Origin of the sequence: Azospirillum doebereinerae (assembly GCF_003989665.1) — a bacterium.
Taxonomy (GTDB): Bacteria; Pseudomonadota; Alphaproteobacteria; order Azospirillales; family Azospirillaceae; genus Azospirillum; species Azospirillum doebereinerae.
In genome coordinates this window covers 108,871-129,070 of record NZ_RZIJ01000014.1, presented here as the reverse complement: position 1 = coordinate 129,070, position 20,200 = coordinate 108,871, and the positions used below count along the sequence as shown (strand labels likewise).

At 67.7% G+C, this 20,200-nt stretch carries 14 protein-coding genes and 4 pseudogenes; 11 read left to right on the top strand and 7 right to left on the bottom strand.

What is annotated here, in order from left to right:
• Positions 1-669: 669 nt before the first annotated feature.
• The 6 genes from EJ913_RS17945 (at position 670) to EJ913_RS17920 (ending at position 6,383) form a co-directional block, all read left to right on the top strand.
• Positions 670-1,419, top strand: coding sequence for a phage tail protein (locus EJ913_RS17945; RefSeq protein WP_238519598.1), 750 nt, complete (start codon positions 670-672; stop codon positions 1,417-1,419).
• Positions 1,416-1,739 carry a DUF6916 family protein gene (locus EJ913_RS17940; RefSeq protein ID WP_127000335.1) on the top strand — a complete coding sequence of 108 codons (324 nt, stop codon included), beginning with the start codon at positions 1,416-1,418 and terminating at the stop codon, positions 1,737-1,739. The genes EJ913_RS17945 and EJ913_RS17940 overlap by 4 nt, the downstream gene beginning before the upstream one ends.
• A 72-nt stretch (positions 1,740-1,811) precedes the next feature.
• Positions 1,812-2,414 (top strand): GNAT family N-acetyltransferase, encoded by a 603-nt coding sequence (locus tag EJ913_RS17935; protein ID WP_127000333.1) that lies wholly within the window; start codon positions 1,812-1,814, stop codon positions 2,412-2,414.
• 29 nt (positions 2,415-2,443) lie between these two features.
• A complete protein-coding gene (locus EJ913_RS17930; RefSeq protein WP_127000331.1) occupies positions 2,444-4,237 on the top strand; it encodes a DEAD/DEAH box helicase in 1,794 nt (597 codons plus the stop codon).
• A 4-nt stretch (positions 4,238-4,241) separates the two neighbouring features.
• Positions 4,242-5,597, top strand: a complete 1,356-nt coding sequence (locus EJ913_RS17925; protein ID WP_127000329.1) for a tetratricopeptide repeat protein — start codon at positions 4,242-4,244, stop codon at positions 5,595-5,597.
• Between the two features lie 15 nt (positions 5,598-5,612).
• Positions 5,613-6,383, top strand: a complete 771-nt coding sequence (locus tag EJ913_RS17920; RefSeq protein ID WP_127000327.1) for a hypothetical protein — start codon at positions 5,613-5,615, stop codon at positions 6,381-6,383.
• Between the two features lie 116 nt (positions 6,384-6,499).
• Here EJ913_RS17920 and EJ913_RS32600 read toward each other — a convergent pair.
• Together EJ913_RS32600 and EJ913_RS32155 are read right to left on the bottom strand one after the other, a co-directional pair.
• Positions 6,500-6,634: pseudogene (locus EJ913_RS32600) on the bottom strand (IS3 family transposase); the annotation flags it as partial.
• A gap of 167 nt (positions 6,635-6,801) precedes the next feature.
• Positions 6,802-6,933: pseudogene (locus EJ913_RS32155) on the bottom strand (IS3 family transposase); the annotation flags it as partial.
• Between the two features lie 327 nt (positions 6,934-7,260).
• Between EJ913_RS32155 and EJ913_RS17910 the strand changes: the two are divergent.
• From EJ913_RS17910 to EJ913_RS33240, 4 genes and pseudogenes are all read left to right on the top strand, one after another.
• Positions 7,261-8,343, top strand: coding sequence for an HD-GYP domain-containing protein (locus EJ913_RS17910; protein ID WP_127000325.1), 1,083 nt, complete (start codon positions 7,261-7,263; stop codon positions 8,341-8,343).
• Positions 8,344-8,369: 26 nt separating this feature from the next.
• Positions 8,370-11,729: a response regulator gene (locus EJ913_RS17905; RefSeq protein WP_127000323.1), complete on the top strand. Its 3,360-nt coding sequence runs from the start codon at positions 8,370-8,372 to the stop codon at positions 11,727-11,729.
• A 69-nt stretch (positions 11,730-11,798) separates the two neighbouring features.
• Positions 11,799-12,116, top strand: a pseudogene (locus EJ913_RS33355) (transposase); the annotation flags it as partial.
• A pseudogene (locus tag EJ913_RS33240) lies at positions 12,112-12,596 on the top strand (hypothetical protein); the annotation flags it as partial. The pseudogenes EJ913_RS33355 and EJ913_RS33240, both read left to right, overlap by 5 nt.
• On the opposite strand, the gene EJ913_RS17895 reads toward EJ913_RS33240, so the two are convergent.
• The 5 genes from EJ913_RS17895 to EJ913_RS17875 all read right to left on the bottom strand — a co-directional run bounded on the left by EJ913_RS17895 (position 12,520) and on the right by EJ913_RS17875 (position 18,425).
• Positions 12,520-13,746 carry a Gfo/Idh/MocA family protein gene (locus EJ913_RS17895; protein WP_127000321.1) on the bottom strand — a complete coding sequence of 409 codons (1,227 nt, stop codon included), beginning with the start codon at positions 13,744-13,746 and terminating at the stop codon, positions 12,520-12,522. The pseudogene EJ913_RS33240 and the gene EJ913_RS17895 overlap by 77 nt on opposite strands.
• 16 nt (positions 13,747-13,762) lie before the next feature.
• Positions 13,763-14,818, bottom strand: coding sequence for a sugar phosphate isomerase/epimerase family protein (locus tag EJ913_RS17890; RefSeq protein ID WP_127000319.1), 1,056 nt, complete (start codon positions 14,816-14,818; stop codon positions 13,763-13,765).
• Between the two features lie 78 nt (positions 14,819-14,896).
• Positions 14,897-15,877 (bottom strand): substrate-binding domain-containing protein, encoded by a 981-nt coding sequence (locus tag EJ913_RS17885; protein WP_127000317.1) that lies wholly within the window; start codon positions 15,875-15,877, stop codon positions 14,897-14,899.
• Between the two features lie 51 nt (positions 15,878-15,928).
• Positions 15,929-16,960, bottom strand: a complete 1,032-nt coding sequence (locus EJ913_RS17880) for an ABC transporter permease (RefSeq protein ID WP_127000315.1) — start codon at positions 16,958-16,960, stop codon at positions 15,929-15,931.
• On the bottom strand, positions 16,932-18,425 hold the full coding sequence (locus EJ913_RS17875; protein ID WP_127000313.1) for a sugar ABC transporter ATP-binding protein: 1,494 nt from the start codon (positions 18,423-18,425) through the stop codon (positions 16,932-16,934). The genes EJ913_RS17880 and EJ913_RS17875 overlap by 29 nt, the downstream gene beginning before the upstream one ends.
• A gap of 241 nt (positions 18,426-18,666) precedes the next feature.
• On the opposite strand from EJ913_RS17875, the gene EJ913_RS17870 reads away from it, so the two are divergent.
• Positions 18,667-19,899 (top strand): ROK family protein, encoded by a 1,233-nt coding sequence (locus EJ913_RS17870; RefSeq protein ID WP_238519605.1) that lies wholly within the window; start codon positions 18,667-18,669, stop codon positions 19,897-19,899.
• Positions 19,900-20,200 lie beyond the last annotated feature (301 nt).

The window sequence follows — 20,200 nt, the reverse complement described above, 5'->3', positions numbered from 1 at the left end:
CTCCGCGCACGGCGACGGCAAAGAATGCCGCGATGAATGACACGCTTCGCTGTTCTTGTTCCGCGCGCATCGAAGGATGCTGCGGAATGGTATGGTTTGTATCCTTAACAAGACGTGTAAGATTGCGAGCGTCATCGGGAAAGGGTGTTGCACCAATGAATGCGGCACTGCGAAAAATCATTGGGGTCGCCTGGCTGTTCGGAGGATCGTCACGTCCGTGCGAATCGGAGAATATTCTGCCTGCGCAAGCGTTTGCCAGTTCTGGCTGCTGGCCATGGCTCCCGTTTCGCGGAACATTGGAATGGGGATCGTCAACAGATGAGATGTCTTGCATCATCCGGCTTCAGCGATAGGATGACGGAGCTTGGACGTTTTCCTATCCTGCCGATACGCTTCGCCTTCAACCCCGCCAATCATACGGATGTATTGCGGCGGGACAGCCAAACCCTACGAGGTATGTGGTTTCTCAAGGCAGCCGCTTCAAAAATTATCCGGGAAGACAATCCGTTATTGTGACGGAAATGCAAATCATACGAGAAATTGTTGCAATGAATAGACTTAACAGAATATGTTTGATATGTAAATTCTATCTCTACGAATTTCAACCGTAGAGTGTCGTCAATCAATTGTGCGCGGCAGGAAAGCTCGCTGCAAAGGAGGAGATTTTTTATGGATCCGATGATCGGTATGATTTTCATGGTGCCTTGGAACTGGGCTCCGATGAATTACCAGCTCTGCCAAGGCCAGCTTGTGACCGTCCAGCAGTACGAGGCTCTCTACTCGCTGATGGGCTTCACGTTCGGCGGTAACGGCAGCTCGAACTTCAACCTGCCGAACCTTCAGGGCCGTACGCCGATCGGCACCGGCATCCTGAACGCGACCCAATACACCCTGGGCAACGCCGGCGGCACGCAGGCGACGACCCTGTCGCTGACGAACATGCCCGCCCACACCCACAGTGCCAGCTTCACCGGCACCGGCGGTGGCTCCGGCACCCCGGCGTCGGCGAGCGGATCGGTGACCCTGTCGGTTGCGGGCAGCCTCTCCGGCGCTCAGGCCACCGGCACGATCGCGCCGAAGGCCCTGTCGACCCAGATATCGGGTGGCGTCAACCTCCCGAACGCCACCAACAATGCCATCGGCCGGGTCTCCGCCAGTTCGGCGACCTTCTACACGCCCAACGCCTCGGATGTACCCCTGCAGAACACGGATGCCACCCTCACCGTGAGCGGCGGCAGCATCACCGGCAGCGCCACCGGCACGGTCACCCTGCCGGTGAGCGGCGGCGGCGGCGGCATCACCGGCGGCATCGTGTCGATCGGCCCGACCGGTAGCGGCCTCCCCTTCTCGACCATGCAGCCCTATCTGGCGATGAGCTTCATCATCGCCATGAACGGCCTGTACCCGGACCGCCCGTGACCGATCTGCGCTCCCTCTCGTCCGCCGACTTCACCCCCCATCTGAACAGCGTCTTCACGCTGGTGTCGGAAGAGGGGTTGGAGATCGCCGCGACGCTGGTCGTTTCCACGGAATACCCGCGCAACACCATGCGCGGGGCCGCCAGGACGGCCTTCGACCTGATCCTGGAATGCCCGGCGGACGGGGTGCCGCATTTCAACGGCGCCTCGTTCACGATCACCCACCCGGTGATGGGCAGCGTCGGGCCGCTGTATGTCGAGCGGGTCGTCTCCGCCGCCTCCGGCCCCGACGTGGCGCGGTTCCAGATCATCTTCAACTGACACGGTTCGCCCTGTCCCGTCCCTTGTCGGGCGGGGCAGGGCGAACGCCCTCAATCAAGGGACTGCCGACGCATGGCTGGTTTCGCCGGATCCTTCGCCCTGCCGGGCAACCTGTCGCTTCGCTTCGTCACACCGTCCGACGAGACCTTCCTGCTGGAGCTGTTCATCGAAGCCCGGCCCTGGCTGTCCTGGGCGGAAGGCGACCGCGACTTCCTGCGCAGCCTGTACGAACAGCAGTACAAGGCGATGCGCGCCGGGCAGGAGGCGATCTATCCCGAGCATGTCGATCTCGTCATCGAGAAGTCCGGCGACCGGGTGGGCCGGCTGGTGATCGATCTCGGCCGGTCCGACTGGCGGGTGTCGGAACTCCAGATCCTGGCCAGGGCGCGGGGCAAGGGCATCGGCTCCGACGTGCTGCGCGGCATCCAGGCGGCGGCGGCCAACATGCTGGCACCGATCACGCTGTCCACCCCGATCGTCGGCTCGCACGGTCGGCAGGTCTACGAACGGCTGGGCTTCCGCGTCACCGCCGTCGATCCCCCGCATTTCCACATGGCCTGGGCTCCGGCAGGCCATCCGCTGCACGCGGCCCTCAGCGCGATCCCGGTGACCGCCGACCCGCTTGCCGGATTTGCCCCTCCCGGCATGCATGCCTCTCCGGGCGCGGCGGCCTGACCGCCCGCCCGAATCGCCCGGTTGCTGATGTGATTCCCCCGTCCTCCCCACCCCGGTTTCCCATCGACGCCGCCCTGCCCGGCCTGCTCGATGCCCTGCGCCGGCATGGCGGCGCGGTGCTCCAGGCGCCGCCGGGCGCCGGCAAGACGGTGCGGGTCCCCCCGGTCCTGCTGGAGCAGCCCTGGCTGCCCGGCCACCGAATCGTCGTGGTGACCGCCGACGGGCTGGCCGCCCGCGCCGCCTGCTTGCGGATGGCCGCCCTGCTGGGAGAGGAACCCGGCTGCACCGTCGGCTTCCACACCCTGTCGGGCAGCGTGACCAGTCCCCGCACGCGGATCGATCTGCTCCCCGCCGCCGTGTTCCTGCGCCGCATCCAGGACTCCCCCGAGTTGGCCGACGTCGGCGCGGTGTTGTTCGATGGCCTCGACGGACAGCGCACCGATGGGTTCCCGGGTGACGGCCTGTTGGGTGCCGCCTTCGCGCAGGAGGCCCGCGAGGCGCTGTGCGGCCGCACCCTGCTGCTGGGAATGACGGAGCCGATGGCGGATGCTTCCCCGGCGGCTTCCCTGGCCTCCCTGCTGGGGGGCGCGGCCGGTCCGGTCCCCGTGGTGAGCTGTGCCGGAGCCGGCTTCCCGGTGGAGATCCGTCCCCTCGACGCTCTTGCCCCAGGCACCGCCCCAGGCGCCGCAGTGGAAGTGGCAATGGCGGCGGTGGTCCGGCGTGCCCTGCGGGAGGAGCGCGGCGGCGTGCTGGCGGTCCTGCCCGATGGCGGTGCGGTCCGCCGGGTCGCCGCCCTGCTCCGGGGGGCGGAGGAGGTCGGTCCGGACATCCTTCTCCTCGCCCTGGACGACGAGGCGGCGTCCGACTTGACGGCCGCCATCGCCCCGGCACCGCCCGGCCGGCGCAAGCTGGTGCTGGCCACACCGTCGGCCGAGGCGGGGCTCGGGATCGCCGATGTCCGCATCGTGGTGGATTGTGGCCTGACCCGGCTGCCGCGCCACGACCGCCGCCGCGGCATGGCCTATCCGGTCGCGCGGCCCTCCGGCCGCGACGCGGCGCAGCGCCGGGCCATCGCCGCCGGCCGGCGGGAGCCGGGGGTCTGCTACCGTCTTTCACCGCCCGGTGTTTTGCCGGAACCGCCCGCCCCCGAGCCGCCGCCGCTGGAGCTGGCCCTGGAACTGGCCGCCTGGGGGGAAAAGGACACCGATGTCCTGCCGGACGGCACCCATGCATCCTCCCTGCTCGCCCTGCTGGGAGCGGTCGGCGCCGACGGGGCGATCACCCCGCTGGGGCAGCGCATGGTCCGGCTCGGCCTGCATCCCCGGTTGGCCCGGCTGATCCTGTGCGGGGCGGAAATCGGCTTGGGCGGGCTCGCCTGCACGGTGGCCGCGCTGCTGGCGGAACCGGACCATCCCTGCGGCGGGGACGGCACCGACCTGCGGGGACGGGTCGACCGGCTGCTCGCCGAGGAAGGCGGGGGGGACTGCGCTCCGGATCGGGAATGGCCGATCCTGGAACGCGCGCAGGCTTGGCGGTGGCGGATCGGCATCCACCAGCCGGTGGAGCGCAGCGGCTGCGACCGGATCGGGGACTTGCTGGCGCTCGCCTATCCCGACCGTGTCGCCCGGCGCCAATCGGCCCTGTCGGACGGTGGAGCGGCGCTTTACGGCTTGGCCGACGGCAGCCTCGCCCGCTTGCCGGCCGGCGATCCGCTGGCGGCGGCGGAACGGCTGGCGGTCGCCTTCCTCGACGGCCCTGCGGACGACCCGTGGATCGCCCTGGCGGCCGCCCTGCCCGAACCGGAGCAGCATCGGGATGTGTGAACCCATGACCATGCAACCGCCGCAGCCGCAGCCCACCCTCGCGGAGGTCAAGCGGTTCCTGGCCGAGCATCCCGGCGATTCCGACGGCTTGAACTCGCTGGGCGTCCTGCTGAACCAGGAGGGCGAGCGCGAGGCGGCCATCCTGCATTACCGCCGTGCCCTGGCCGCGGCGCCCGACCATGCCGTGGTCTGGAACAATCTGGCCCTCATTTCGACGGCGACGGGCCGGCACGTCCGGGCCATCGCCTGCGCCCGCGTGGCGGTGGCGCTCGCCCCCGACCACCCGACCGCCTGTCTCAACCTGAGCGCGGCGCTGTACAAGTCGGGCGATTTCGCGACCGACCTCACGGTGCTGGAGCGGCTGGTCCGTCTGCAGCCGGACAATCCCAGCCTGGCCTGGGGGCGGGCGCAGGTCCGTCTGCACCAGGGCGACTATGCGCAGGGCTTCGCCGATTACGAGACGCGCTACTGGCTCCGGGAATACCATTACCGCATCCACCAGGGGCCGCGCTGGGCCGGCGAGCCGCTGGACGGGCGCTTCGTCATGGTGACGCTGGAGCAGGGCTTCGGCGACACGCTGCTGATGGCCCGCTACCTGCCGATGCTGAAGGCGCGGGGCGTCCGGCGCGTGATCGTGGAGCTTCGCGACGAGCTGCGCCGCCTGTTCGCGGCGATGGAGGGGGTGGACGCCTTCATCGCGAAGGACGCGGCGCCGACGCCGATCTACCACGTCCACACCTCGATCATGAGCCTGCCGCTGCGCTTCGGCACCACCATCGACAGCGTGCCGCCGCCGGTGCGCCTGACCGTCCCGGACGAGGCGCGGGCCAAGGCCGCGCGGCTGCTGGGGGCGGATGGCGGGGGGCTGAAGGTCGGCATCGTCTGGTCGGGAAGCGACGCCTTCGCCGACAACGCGATCCGCGCCACTTCGCTGAAGCGCTTCCTGCGTTTTGCCAGGATCCCCGAGGTCTGCCTCTACAGCCTGCAGAAGGGGCCGCCGGAAGAGGAGCTGAGCGCCCTTCCTTCCGGCACGCCGATCACGGCGCTGGGGCCGGAGCTGGAGGATTTCGCCGATACGGCAGCGGTGGTGGAGCAGTTGGATCTGGTCATCATGACCGACAGTTCGGTCGCCCATCTCGCCGGTTCGCTCGGCACCCCGGTGTGGACCCTGATCCAGCATGTGCCCTACTGGATCTACGGCATGTCCGGTGCGACGACCCCCTGGTACCCGTCGATGCGCCTCTACCGCCAGGGTCCCGAGGAGGATTGGGAGCCGGTGTTCGACGCGGTTGAACGGGATCTGCATGCCCTGGCCGAGCGCCGGGCGGCGGACCTGCTTGAGCCATGCAGCAATCCTTGACCACGAGAGACATCGATGTCCCAGACCTCTACCCCCGCGTCCATGCCCACCCTGTTCCAGACCGACCTGTTCATGCCGTCCTACCAGCCGCGCGAGGGCGCCAACTGGTTCCTGTCGGTGTCGCCGCTCAATCTCGGCGCCGGTTACTGGAGCGGCGGCGTCCTCATCCAGAACATGGCAGTCCTGGCGCGCAAGGAGGCCGACGGGCGCTCCAGCACCTGGATGTCGCTGTCGGCCCGGGAGGTCGAAAGCCAGGAGCTGGGATGCCGCGCCGCGGTCGGAGACACGGTGGTGATGGGGCTCGGCATGGGCTGGGCGGCGGCCAATACCGCCTTGCGCCCGGAGGTGACACGGGTCACCGTCGTCGAGCGGGACCCGGAAATCATCGGGCTGATCGATGAACTCGGCATCTTCGCCCAACTGCCGCCCGAGGCGGCGGCGAAGATTTCGGTGATCGAGGGCGACGCGATGTCCTACACGCCCGCCGCCCCGGCGGACACGCTGCTGGCCGATATCTGGATGCCGCTGAATGTCGAGGGCAGGGTGGCCCAGGTCCAGCGCATGGCCGCCAACACCGGGGCCAGGCGTGTCTATTTCTGGGGCCAGGAGATGGATATCGCCCGCCGGGCCAACGAGCTGGGGCTGGACCCGCTGGATGCGGCCGGTCTTGCCCGCATCGTCGACGAGTTCGCCCTGCCGCTGATCGGCCCCGAGATGCCGGCCTATCCGGCGCTGATCGCGGCGGCGGCGAAAAAATGGTTGAAGGATGTCGACGGCAATCCCTGACGACGCACAGGAATACGACGCGCAGGAACTGAACCGCCCCGGGTTTCCCGGAGGCCATTTGGATCGAGTCACGCCGCGATGGCGACGCCCTCGGTTCGAGCATAAGAGCGCGCTTCGGCCTCGGTGGGACGCTCGGTGTACCGGATGGCAACGGATCGCGACCCGCGGTCGCCATGGGGAATGAGGCCGCTGCCCTTGGCCGGACGGCGGTCGTGGAGCGCTTGGTCGAGCGCATTCAGGACGAGGCCGGCCGTGGGCCGCATCCCAGACCCGTCGGATAGCCCCCTTCAGCTCCGCGCCGCTTCGCAAACGGGCCGGCACCTTGGACGGATCGGCTCGCCGGGCGGCGTGAGCGGGGCCGGGCTGCTTGCCTTGTTCGCGCTCGGCCTGCCGGACCCAGCCCCGCTACGTCTCCGCCATTGCAGCCGATCTTCGCCGCGATCGAACCGGCCGCCCACGGCGAAGCGTGCTCGCTCTCATGCTCGAACACCATTCGTACCGCGTGTTCGCGGACTTCCGGAGCGTATTTGCGTGATGCCGCCTTCGTCATGATGCCCCCATTCTCTCAAGAAGCGGGGCCTTCGACAAACCCAGGGCAGTTCAGTTCAGACTCTCGGGACCGTGTTCCGCTCAAGAGTAATCATGTGAACGCTGACAATAATTATTGCCGAGACTTTGAATAATTTTATAATATCCTGAAATTATATTGCGAATTTTTTGAACATGGAAGCCGCATTGGTGCAATCACCAATCGCCGTTGCAAGGATTCGTCAACCATGAAATGCCACTCTGTGCGCCATCATGGCCTCTGACAGGCCCGATGGACGCTTCGAAGGCATGGTGTCTGATCCTTCACGACGAAAAGGCGAGCCCGATTATGAAAGTCCTGCTGGTCGATGACGACCCGACGGCTCTGCACATCGCAAGCTGCGTCCTCCGCCGCATCGACGGCGCCGATCCGGTTGCCATCGCCAACCCCGTCGAGGCTCTCGACTGGCTGAAGGAAAACAACCCAGACCTGATCCTGATCGACCAGATCATGCCCGCCCTCGATGGTCTTGAGATGCTGGAGCGCATCCGGTCATGGCCCCATCTGGCCGAAGTCCCGGTGGTAATGATCACCGCAGAAACCTCGGTCTCCTTGCGAGTCGCCGCCTTGGAGCGCGGATGCACCGATTTCCTGACCAAACCCATCATTGTTCCGGAGCTTCTGGTTCGGGCGCAGAACCTCCTGCGGCTGCGGACTGGACAGCGCCTGCTGAATGATCAGGCGGCCATGCTTCGCGTCCAGGTCGATGATGCCACGGCCTTGCTGCGCCAGCAGGCCCAGGAGTTGGTCACCCGACTCGCCCATGCCGCCGAGTTCCGAGATCCGGAAACCGGCGGGCATCTTGAAAGAATGGCCGGTTATGCGGGCCTGATCGCCAGAGGACTGGGCATCGACGAGGACGAGTGCAACCAGATCGTCCAGGCGGCCCCGATGCACGATATTGGAAAGATCGGCATTCCCGACGCCATCCTGCTCAAGCCGGGCCGGCTGAGCGGCCCCGAGATGCTGGTGATGAGGCAGCACCCCGCCATCGGCCATGACATCCTGCGCGGCAGCGCGCACAAACTGATCGAAATGGCGGCCGAGATCGCCCATGCCCATCATGAGAAGTTCGACGGCACCGGCTATCCCAGAGGGCTGAGCGGAACCGCCATCCCCTTGCCGGCCCGCATCGTCGCCGTCGCCGACGTGTTCGATGCCCTGACCTCGGCGCGCGCCTACAAACCCGCCTGGTCGCTGGAGGAGGCCCGGGCCTTCCTGATCGCCAACAGCGGCAGCCACTTCGATCCATCCTGCGTCGCCGCTTTCGTGGCGCAATGGAGCGCCGTGGTCGAAACCTTCCAGGCCATCCCGGATCGACTCGCCGAAGCGGCACAGGTCGCAACCCTCCAGGGTTTCCTTTCCGCGTAACGCGGCACCAACACCGGACAGCCCCCATGTCGAGCACGCCTCCCCTCTCAGTATCGGCTTCCATCCGCTCCGTGCTGCCGCCAACCGCCAATCGGAATGGCTCCGCCGCCTATCTGGCGCGTTCCAAGACGCTGATCGTGCTGGTGTGGCTGGCGACCGTCTTCCTTGGAGCCTCAACTTGGTGGGCGGCCTGGATGCTGTCCGAACGGGATCAGCGCGACGCCATGCAACGGGCCGAGAGGGACACCGCCAATCTGGCCCGGATCATCGCCGAGCAGACCACCCGCGCCATTTCCAGCGCCGACCGCATGCTTCATGTCGTCGGCTACGATCTGCAGCGCCTGCGCAACGACAACGCGCTGCTGCGTGATCTGATGGAGAGCGCCTCCCTGGACTCGGACCTGTTGCTCCAACTGGCGCACGTGGATCGCAACGGCGACCTGATCCAGACCAGCATCGACGGGGCTCCAGCCAAGGTGAATTTGTCCGACCGGGACCATTTCCGGGTCCACAAGGAAGGCACGGTCAACGGCCTGTTCATCAGCCGTCCGGTGTTCGGGCGGGCCTCGGGCAAATGGTCGATCCAGTTGAGCCGCAAGGTCGACGCCCCGGACGGTGCGTTCGGCGGCATCATCGTCGCCTCGCTCGACCCGTTCTATTTCAGCCGGACCTTCGACGACATCGATGTCGGCGAGCGCGGCACGATCGCCATCTTCGGGCGCGACGGCATCCTGCGGGCACGCAACGTTCTCACCAACGACATCATCGGCCATGATGTTTCCGCCTCTTCCGCCTACAAGGCGTCGCAGGAGGCGCCGGAAGGCTTCCTGCGCAGCACCAGTTCGGTCGACGGCGTGACCCGCCTGATCGGCTACCGCGCCCTTGCCTCCTATCCGCTGGTGGTCACCGCCGGCTTCGCCGAGGCCGACTTCATGGCCGAAACCTGGACCCGGCAGCGGGCCTACGTCATCGGCGCCACCGGCGCATCGATCCTGCTGGCCGTCCTGGCCAGTCTGGTGACGTGGCAAAGCCGTGTCCAGGAGCGCGTGAAAGCGGCGCTGGACGAGGCCATCCGGCATTCGAAAGTCAACAAGCAGAAGCTGAGGGACATCGCGGAAACCGCATCCGACTGGTTCTGGGAAATGGACACCGATCTTCGTTTCACCAGCGCTTCAGGGCCCGTCGACGGTCAGGCATTGGACGAGTCGGCTTTCCTCGGCCGCCGCCGGGATGAAATCGCCCTGCGCGTGCCGGGCGACGAGGCGATCTGGCAGGAACATCAGCGCTGTCTGGACGAGCGTCGCCCGTTCCGCAATTTCGAGGTCACCTGCGTCGAGCCATCCGGCATTGCACGCATCTGGTCGGTCAGCGGGAAGCCGCTCTTCAACGAAGCCGGACAGTTCGAAGGCTACCGTGGCTCCGGAACCGACATCACCAAGCGCTATCAGGCCGAGCGCTCGCTGGCGGCCAGCGAACAGCGCTACCGTGCCATGTTTCAGGCGGTCGGGCAGCCCATCGTCACCACCGACGAGGATGGCGTCGTCATCGGCTTCAACCCATCGGCCGAGCATCTCTTCGGCTATCGGGAAGAGGAGGTGGTCGGACAGAGCATCGCCATGCTGCTGCCCGAGCCTCATCGCTCCAGCCAAGGCGGCCTTCTGAAAGGCTGTCCGGTGGTTGGCCGTCCCACGCCGGACCTGGGCCGGCACGAGTTGACGATCCAGCGGAAGGATGCGACGAGCGTCTCCGTCGAGATCGCCCTGTCCAGTTGGCATAGCGACGGCGGCGAATATTTCATCGGGATCCTCAGGGATCTTACCTTGACCAAGCAGATCGAGGACAGCCTTCGTCAGGCGCGGGACAGCGCCGAGCACGCCAACCGCATGAAAAGCCAGTTTCTGGCGACCATCAGCCACGAGATCCGCACGCCGATGAATGGGGTGCTCGGAACGCTCACCTTGCTCGGCGACGGTCACCTGGCGCCTGAGGAGCGTCATCTGGCCACGGTCGCTCGGCGTTCGGCGGAGAGCCTGCTGCGGCTGTTGGATGATATCCTGGATTTCTCGAAGCTGGAGGCCGGTCGGATCACGATCGAGGAGGCTGACTGCATCCCGGCGCAGGTCACGGAAGCCGTTCTTGAGGTGTTTCAGCCGGAAGCCCGGGAGAAGGGCATCGCTCTATCCGTGTGTCTGGCGCCCTCCGTTCCGGACGCCGTCGTCACTGACGTTGCGCGGCTGAGACAGATCCTCTTCAACTTGGTCGGCAACGCTGTCAAGTTCACCGAGACCGGCCACGTCACCGTGCGGGCGTGGCGCGGCGAAGATCGGGAGGATGGTCGCTTCGGCCTGTGTTTCGAGGTGGAGGACACTGGCATCGGCCTTCGGCCCGAAGCGACCTCGACGCTGTTCGATCGGTTCACCCAAGCCGACAGTTCCATCACGCGACGGTATGGTGGGACCGGGCTGGGCCTCGCCATCTGCCGCGAACTCTGCGCTGCGATGGGCGGTGGCATCAATGTCCGGAGCGAGTTCGGGAAGGGAAGCGTGTTCGCATTCTCGGTCGCGTGCCTCCCCGCCGTCTCGCGCAGGAGAGTCGATAAGAGCCTTGGCGTGGAGACGGCAACGACGATGCCGACGCTTCCTCCTTCGCGAGTGCTCGCGGTGGATGACAACGACGTCAACCGGGACATCATAAGGAGGTTGCTCGAACGGAGCGGCCACACCGTCCTTACGGCGTCGAATGGTCGGGAAGCGCTCCGGGCGGTGGAGGAATCCGACATCGACTTGGTGCTGATGGATGTGCAGATGCCGGAAATGGACGGCTTGGAAACGACGCGCCGTATCCGCCGGCTTGCGAACCGGGGCAGCCGGGTTCCCATCATCGCGCTAACCGCCCAAGCCTCGGGCGGCACCCAATCGGAATGCCTAGCCGCCGGCATGAACGGCTTCCTCACGAAACCCATCCGTCCCCCCGCCTTGTGGCAGGCCATGGCGGACGCGCTTTCCGGAAGGATGGTGTTGACGGATCAGCCATTGGCTTCCGTGCCGGGCACAAGCCAACTCATCGACCAGGAGCAGATCGACTCCATCGCCGCTCTGCTGGAGGCGGATGGGTGGCAAGAGGCGCTCAATGGGTTTGCTACATCCGCGAGGAACCAACTCGTCACGCTCCGGCATATGCTGGACAGCAACGACATGAATTATCGCCGCGTCGCGCATGCATTGAAAGGGGCAGCTTGGAACATCGGAGCCAAGAGACTTGGCGGCATGGCCATGGAAATCGAAAGCACCGATTCACTGGGAGAAGCGCGTCGTCTTGTCGTTGACCTTGACGATATTTTCACCGAAACGCTCGAAGCTTTGCAGAGAACGGTGACTGTTTCTTAATGGATCGGTAATGTGAACCGTCCCGGGTTTGTCGGAGGCCTCGCTCCTTGAGAGGGTGGGGTCATCCTGATGAAAGCGGCATCACGCAACTACGGCCCTGAAATGCGCGGGCGCGCGGTTCGGATGGTATTCGAGCACGAGAGCGAGCACGCTTCGCCATTGCCGCCGATCGCTTCGATCGCGGCGAAGAGATCGGCGGCAATGGCGGAGACGCTGCGGGGCTGGCTCCGGCAGGCCGCGAGTGACCAAGGCAAGCGCTCCGGTGCAACAACGGACGAGCGGGAGCGGGAGCCGGAGCAAGGCGCTGGAGCGGAAGAACCGCGAACTGCGCCAGGCGAACGAGATCCTGCGCAAAACATCGGCGTCTTTCGCCCAGGCGGAGCACGCCGGCTTCGTCCTGGATGCCCTGGGGCAGGCGCTCCACGATCGCCGGCCAGCCCAAGGGCAGCGGCCTCATTCACCATAGCGAGCGCGGGTCGCGATCCGTTGCCATTCGGTACACCGAGCGTCTCACCGACGCCGGCGCCGAACCGTCGGTCGGCAGGGTCGGCGACTCCTACGAACCCGAAGGGGCAGCGCAGCAGCAACGCCTTGGCCGAGACCATCAACGGCCTCGACAAGACCGAGGGGATCCGGCGCCGCCTCGACCCCATCGGCAACATTCCGCCCGCTCTTATGCTCGAACCCAGGGCGTCGCCATCGCGGCGGGACTCGATCCAAATGGCCTCCGGGAAACCCGGCGCGGTTCAGTCTCCCGACCCGGCGCCGGTTTGCCTCCTTGCCTGGACGTTCACGACAGGCTCTCCGTCACCGGCAGCTCGACCCAGGCGGCGTCGCGCCGGCTCGAGTCCACGGCGGCGTGCATGAAGCGGACACCGCGCAGCCCGTCCTCCACCGTCGGCAGCGGCGCCTCGGCCGGTGCCGGGCGGCCTTCCAGCCGGGCGGCGATCCGGTCGGCGGCGTCGCGGTAGATCTGCGCGAACCCTTCCAGATAGCCTTCCGGATGACCGGCCGGCAGGCGCGAGATTTCCGTGGCGGCGGGCAGGCTTTGCGGCCCGGCGCGCTGGATGATGCGGGACGGCTCGCCCAGCGGGGTGAAGCGCAGCTCGTTGGGCTGCTCCTGATGCCAGTCGAGCCCGCCGGCCTCGCCGAAGAGGCGCAGGCGCAGTCCGTTGGTGGCGCCGGTGCAGATTTGGCTCGCCCACAGCGTACCGCGCACGCCGGACTCGTAGCGCATCAGGATGTGTGCGTTGTCGTCCAGCCGGCGGCCGGGAACGAAGCTCTGGAGGTCGGCGGCCAGCGCCGTGCAGCGCAGCCCCGACACGAATTCGGCGAGGTGGAAGGCGTGGGTGCCGATGTCGCCGATGGAGCCGCCGACCCCGCTGCGCGCCGGGTCGGTGCGCCAATCCGCCTGCTTGTTGCCGGACCGCTCCACCGCCGTCGCCAGCCAGTCCTGCGCGTACTCGACCTGGATCACCCGCAGCGCGCCGAGCACGCCCTCCGCGACCATGGCGCGGGCCTGCCGGATCATCGGGTAGCCGCTGTAATTGTGGGTCAGCACGAAGACGAGGCCGCTCCGCCGCACCAGCGCCACCAGTTCCTCGGCCTCCTCCACGGTGTGGACCAGCGGCTTGTCGCAGATGACGTGGATGCCGGCCTCCAGGAAGGCGCGGACCATCGGGAAATGCAGGTGGTTGGGGGTGACGATGGCCACCACGTCGATGCCGTCGGGCCGCGCGGCCTCGGCCGTCGCCATGGCGCGGAAGTCGGTGTAGCAGCGGTCGGGCGCCAGAAACAGCTCGGCCCCGCTGGCGCGCGCGCGCTCCGGGTCCGACGACAGGGCGCCGGCGACCAGCTCGTAGCGGTCGTCCAGCCGCGCGGCGATGCGGTGGACGGCGCCGATGAAGGCGCCCTGTCCGCCGCCGACCATGCCCAGGCGCAGGCGGCGCCGGGCAGGGGGAGCGGCGACGGGCGCCGCCGTGGGGCGGGGTGTGGAGGATGCGGAATCCCGGCTCATGATGCCCCTCGTTTCCTTACGCCAGTCCGAGGATGCGGCGGTTCGCCGCCTCGTCGCTTCCCGCCCCGGCGAAGTCGTCGAAGGCGCGGTCGGTGACGCGGATGATGTGATCCTGGATGAAGCGGGCGCCCTCGGCGGCGCCCTGCTCCGGATGCTTCAGGCAGCACTCCCACTCCAGCACCGCCCAGCCGTCGAAGCCGTGCTGGGTGAGCTTGGAGAAGATGCCGCCGAAATCGACCTGCCCGTCGCCCAGCGAACGGAAGCGCCCGGCCCGGTCCTTCCAGGGCGCATAGCCCGAATAGACACCCTGTTGGGCGGTCGGGTTGAACTCCGCGTCCTTGACGTGGAACATCTGGATGCGGTCGTGGAAGGCGTCGATGTAGCCGAGATAGTCGAGCTGCTGGAGCAGGAAATGGCTGGGATCGTACAGGATGTTGCAGCGCCGGTGCCCGCCCACGCGGTCCAGGAACATCGAGAAGGTCGTGCCGTCGAACAGGTCCTCGCCGGGATGGATCTCGTAGCAGAGGTCGCAGCCGGCCTCGTCGAAGGCGTCCAGGATCGGGCGCCAGCGCCGGGCAAGCTCGTCGAAGGCGGTCTCGATCAGGCCGGGCGGGCGCTGCGGCCAGGGGTAGAGGTAGGGCCAGGCCAGCGCGCCCGAGAAGGTGGCGTGGGCCGTCAGGCCGAGGTTGGCCGAGGCGCGGGCGGCGAGCCGCAGCTGTTCCACCGCCCAGGCCTGCCGGGCCAGCGGCCGGCCGTGCAACTCCGGCGGGGCGAAGCCGTCAAAGAGGGCGTCGTAGGCCGGGTGCACGGCGACGAGCTGGCCTTGCAGGTGGGTCGACAGCTCGGTCAGCGCGACGCCGGCCTCGGCCAGCACGCCTTGGATCTCGTCGCAGTAGGTGCGGCTGGTCGCGGCCTTCTCCAGATCGAACAGGCGGCGGTCCCAGCTCGGGATCTGCACGCCCTTGAAGCCGAGCCCGGCGGCCCAGCGGGCGATTCCGTCCAGGCTGTCGAACGGCGCCGTGTCGCCGGCGAACTGGGCGAGGAAGATCGCCGGGCCCTTGATCGTCTTCATCGGGAGGATTCCGGGTTGGAGGCTTGCGGAACGTCCCGCCCCGTCCCGCCGGAGGCGGGAGGGGCAGGGGGCGGCGCGTCAGTAGGGCGAATCGGGGAAGTAGAACTCCTTGGCGTTCTCCTTGGTGATCAGGGCGGACGGGATGATGTGGGTGGCCGGCAGCGCCTGCCCCTTCAGCCGGGCCTCGGCCGTCATCTTGATCGCGTCGTAGATGAACTTCGGCGAGTAGGAGACGTCGGCCCGGATCAGCGGGTTGGAGCCGTCGAGGATGGTCTTCACCATGGTCTTGGAGCCGGCGCCGCCGAACACCTCCTTGATGTCGGTGCGCTTGGCCTGCTCGATGGCCTTCAGCACGCCGAACGCCATGTCGTCGTCGGCGGCCCAGACGACGTCGATGTCCTTGAAGCGGGTCAGGAAGTCCTGCGTCACCTTGAAGGCGTCGTCGCGGTTCCAGTTGGCGTATTTGGCGTCGAGGATCTTGATGTCGGGGTGCTGCTTCATCACGGCGGTGAAGGCGTCCCAGCGCTCGTTGTCCAGCGTGGTGGGCATGCCACGCAGGGCCACGACGTTGGCCTTGCCGTTGAAGGTCTTGGCGATGTGCTCGGCCGGGATGCGGCCGAAGGCGGTGTTGTCGCCGGCGATGTAGGCGTCCTGCGCGCTCGGGTCGGTCAGGCCGCGGTCGACCACGGTGACGTAGACGCCTTTCTTCTTGGCTTGAGCCACCGGCTGGGTCAGGGCGGCGGATTCGAAGGGGAAGATGACCAGCGAGTCGATCTTGGTGACCGTCACCAGATCCTGAAGCTGGTTGGCCTGCTCCGGCGCGCCGCTGGCGGTCTTGACGGTGATCTTCAGGTTGGGGTGGGCCTTCTCCAGCTCCTTCTTGGCCTCGTTGGCCCACCAGACGATGCCGCCGGTGAAGCCGTGGGTGGCCGCCGGGATGCTGACGCCCAGCTTCACCGCATCGGCCGCCAGGGCGGAGCCGCCCAGACCCAGCGCCGTCGCCGCCGCCAGGCCGCCGCCGAGCACGGCGCGCCGGGTGAGTTTCGCAAATGCCGACATGACGTTCCTCCTCGAAATGTTCTTGTTGATGACAGGTGTCAGGGGGATGGCTCAGGGGCGCCGGCGCTGCAGGAAGGCGACGGCGATGATGACGCAGCCCTGGACCGCCGCGTTCAGGTAGACGCTGATGACGCTGGTGAGGTTGAGGATGTTGCTGATCACCGACAGCAGGATGGCGCCGACCACGGTGCCGGCGATCCGCCCCGCGCCGCCCTTGAAGGAGGTGCCGCCGACGATCACCGCGGCGATGGCCTCCAGCTCCCACAGCAGGCCGGTGGTGGGCGAGGCCGAGCCGAGCCGGGGGACGTAGAGCACGGTGGCGACGCCGACGCAGACGCCGAGCAGGCCGTAGGTCAGCAGCTTCACCCGGTCGACGTCGACGGCGGCGAAGCGCGCCACCTGCTCGTTGGACCCGATGGCCTGCACGTAGCGGCCGAACGCCGTGCGGTTCAGCAGCAGCCCCCCGGCCAGCGCCGCCAGGGCGAAGATCCAGACCGGGATCGGGATGCCCAGCAGGCTGCCGTAATAGACCGGGCCGTAGACGTCGGAGAGGGTCATGTCCAGCGTGATGGCGCCGCCGTCGGCCAGCCAGGTCAGCACCGCGCGGAAGATGCCGAGCGTGCCCAGCGTGACGATGAAGGGCTCGATCTGCCCCCGCGTGATGAGATAGCCGTGCGCCAGCCCGAAGCCGCCGCCGAGCGCCACCGCGAACAGCATGCCGAGCGCCACCACCGCGACCGACGAGAGGAGCAGGCCGGACAGCGCGTTCATCATCAGGATCGTGGCGCCGGCGATCAGCGCCGCCATCGACCCCACCGACAGGTCGATGCCGCCGGAGATGATGACGAAGCACATGCCGATCGCGATGATGCCGATGAAGGCCGTGCGCGTCAGCACGTTCATCCAGTTGTCCCAGGTCGCGAAGTCCGGGTTCAGCGCGGTGCCGACGGCGAGCAGAAGCAGCAGGCCGATGAACGGCCCGTAGAGCAGCGGGTCGAAGCGCCGGACCGGCCGGCGCGCCCCCGTTCCTCCGGCGGCCGCCCCGCCGGGGGTGTCAGTGACGGGTGTGGGTGCCGATGGCATGGGCAATCAACTCCTCCTCGCTGAGCCGTTCGGCGGGCACGGTGGCGACCGCCCGGCGACCGCGCATCACGATCACCCGGTGGCAGAGCCCGATCAGTTCGATCAGCTCCGACGAAATCACGATCACGCCCCGCCCTTGGGCGGCCAAGCGCGCGATCAGGAAATAGATGTCCCGCTTGGCGCCGACGTCGACGCCGCGCGTCGGCTCGTCCAGCACGAAGACGCGTGGGTCGGGCTGCAGGAACTTGGCGATGGCCAGCTTCTGCTGGTTGCCGCCGGACAGCGACGCCGCGACGCCCTGCGGGTCGCCCCGGATGCCGAAATCGGCGACGGCGCGGTCGAGCGCGTCGGTCTCCGAGCGGGACGACAGCAGCGGGCGGGCGTGGCGGGGCAGCGTCATCAGGGTCAGGTTGTCGCGCAGCCGCATCCCCACATGCAGGCCCTTGCCCTTGCGGTCCTCGCTCAGATAGGTCAGGCCGTTTCGCATGGCCTCGCGCGGGTTGCGCAGCCGCACCGTCCGGCCGTCGATCTCGATGCCGCCGCCGCTGCGCGGGCGCAGGCCCAGCAGTCCCTCGAACAGTTCGGTGCGGCCGGCGCCGACCAAGCCGGCGAAGCCCAGGATCTCGCCGGGCTGGAGGTCGAAGCTCACGTTCTCCGCCCAGCCGGGCACGGTGACGTCGCGCACCGACAGCAGCGGCCGGGCGGAGGGCTGCGGCGGTTGCCTGTCCGGGAACATGTCGGTCAGTTCGCGGCCGACCATCAGCGTCGCCATGCGCTGGCGCGATGTTTCCGCCGTGGGCGCGCGGGCGACGAAGCGGCCGTCGCGCATCACGATCACCTCGTCGGTGATCCGCTCGACCTCGTCCAGCTTGTGGGAGATGTAGACGACGGTGACGCCGTCGCGCCGCAACCGGTCGATCAGGCCGAACAGGCGTTCGCATTCGGAGGGCGTCAGGCTGGCGGTCGGCTCGTCCATGATCAGCAGGCGGGCGTTGCGCAACTGCGCCTTGGCGATCTCCACCAGCTGCTTCTCGGCGACGATCAGGTCGCCGACCTTGCCGTCGGGGTCGCCGTCGAAGCCGACCTGGGCCAGGGCGTGGGCCGCCCGCTCGCGCATCGCGCGCTCGTCGAGCAGCCAGCCGCGCCGCAGCTCGTGGCCGAGGAACATGTTCTGGGTGACGGTCAGGTCGTCGGCGAGGTTGAGCTCCTGGTGGATCAGGACGATGCCGCGCTCCTCGGCGGCCCTGGACCCGGCGAGGCGCACGGGTTCGCCGCCGATGGACAGCGTGCCGGTGGTGGGGGCGTGGTAGCCGGCGAGGATCTTCATCAGCGTCGACTTGCCGGCGCCGTTCTCGCCCAGCAGCCCATGGACGCGGCCGGGCTGGAGGTCGAAGCTGACGCCGTGCAGCACCCGCACGGCCCCGAATTCCTTGGTGATGCCGTCGAAGGCGACGTGCAGGCTCATGGCGCCGCACCCCGCAGCGACCGCCGCGCCGGACGCCGCGCGCACGCGCCGGCCGGACGAAGGACACCGTCCATGACGTTTCTCCCACGCTGGAGCGTGTCGTCCGGATGCCCGAGCCCGAAGCCCGAAAGCCCCCGTCGCCGCTTGTTTGTTGGGCTGATGATAGGAGGCTCGCTTTGGACAGGCAATGGTCAACTTCGAACATAATTTGGCAGAAGAGGGCGGCTGTGCTAAGAGTCGGATGGAAGCGCGCAAGGGGGGCTCGTCGGCGATGGTGGATTGGCAGCGTCTGTCGGACGGAGAGCGCACCCTGTTGGAGCGGCTGTTCTGGTCGGACGGGCTGTCGCGCGGCGAACTGGCGGCCTCGACCGATTTCTCCAAGAGCAAGGCCAACCTCGCCATCGCCAGCCTGATCGGCCGCGAGTTGATCGAGGAAAGCGGGGCGCAGCCCTCCTCCGGCGGGCGGCGGCCGGAGATGCTGCGTCTGAGCCACCGGATGGGGGTGCTGGCGGGAATCGACATCGGCGCCACCAGCGTCGACGTGGCGCTGCTGGCGCCCGACATGACGGTGCTGGATCACCGCTCGGAGGCCGCCGACGTTCGCGCCGGCCCGGTGGCGGTGTTCGCCCGCGTGCAAGCGCTGCTGCGCGAGGCGAGGGAGCGCTGTGGCGTCGGCGCCGCCCAGGTGCTGGGCATCGGCGTCGGCGTGCCGGGGCCGGTGGCCTTCGACAGCGGGATGCTGGTCAACCCGCCGCTGCTGCCGGGGTGGGAGAGCTTCTCCATCCGCGATTGCCTGGCGGAGGAGTACGCCGCTCCGGTCTTCGTCGACAACGACGTGAACATCATGGCGCTCGGCACGCATTGGCGCCTGCATGGCCGGCTGCAAAATTTCCTGGTCATCAAGATCGGCACCGGCATCGGCTGCGGCATCATCTGCCACGGCGCCATCTATCGCGGGATGGATGGGGCGGCGGGGGACGTCGGCCACATCTGTGTCGATCCCCACGGTCCCCCCTGCCATTGCGGCAACGCCGGCTGCGTCGAGGCGATGGCGGCCGGCCCGGCGATCGCCCGCATGGCGGAGCAGGCGGCCCGCGCCGGGGAAAGCCCGCGCCTGAAGGAGCTTCTGGACCGCAACGGACAGTTGACCCCCGTCGACCTCGGCAACGCCAGCCGGGCTGGCGATGCCGCCGCCAGCGCCATCGTCCAGCAGGCGGGCGGGCAGATCGGCCGCATGCTGGCGGCGGTGGTCAACTTCTTCAACCCGTCGCACATCTTCATCGGCGGCGGCGTCACCCAGATCGGCCCGCTGTTCCTGGCCTCGATCCGGCAGAGCGTCTACCAGCGCTCGCTTGCCCTTTCCACCCGGCATCTCGACATCCGGTACGTTCCGCAGATCGAGAACGCCGGCGTGATCGGCACGGGCGTGATGGCCGTCCAGGAAACCATGTTGGCGCGCGCCGCCCGGCTGTGAGCGGGTTGCTCGAAGCGTGACCGCAAACCCGTGGCGATTCAAAGCGGACGCCCGATGGTCGCCGTCCGGTTGAACGCCGAAACGCGTCCCGTCAATACTTCACCCGGATGATTTCAGTCCGGACCATCTTGGGAAACCTTCGTGGCCCGCAACCGCGAACGAATAACAATGCGTTGAAATCGCTTGGATCTTTTTCGATCGCTCTCCCCGGATTGCGGTCTTGTCGGGAAGCCGTCCGCAACGGCCTGACGCCGATGCAGCGGAGCGGCTTCGATGCAGCCGCTTGCGAGGCGAGAGCGAC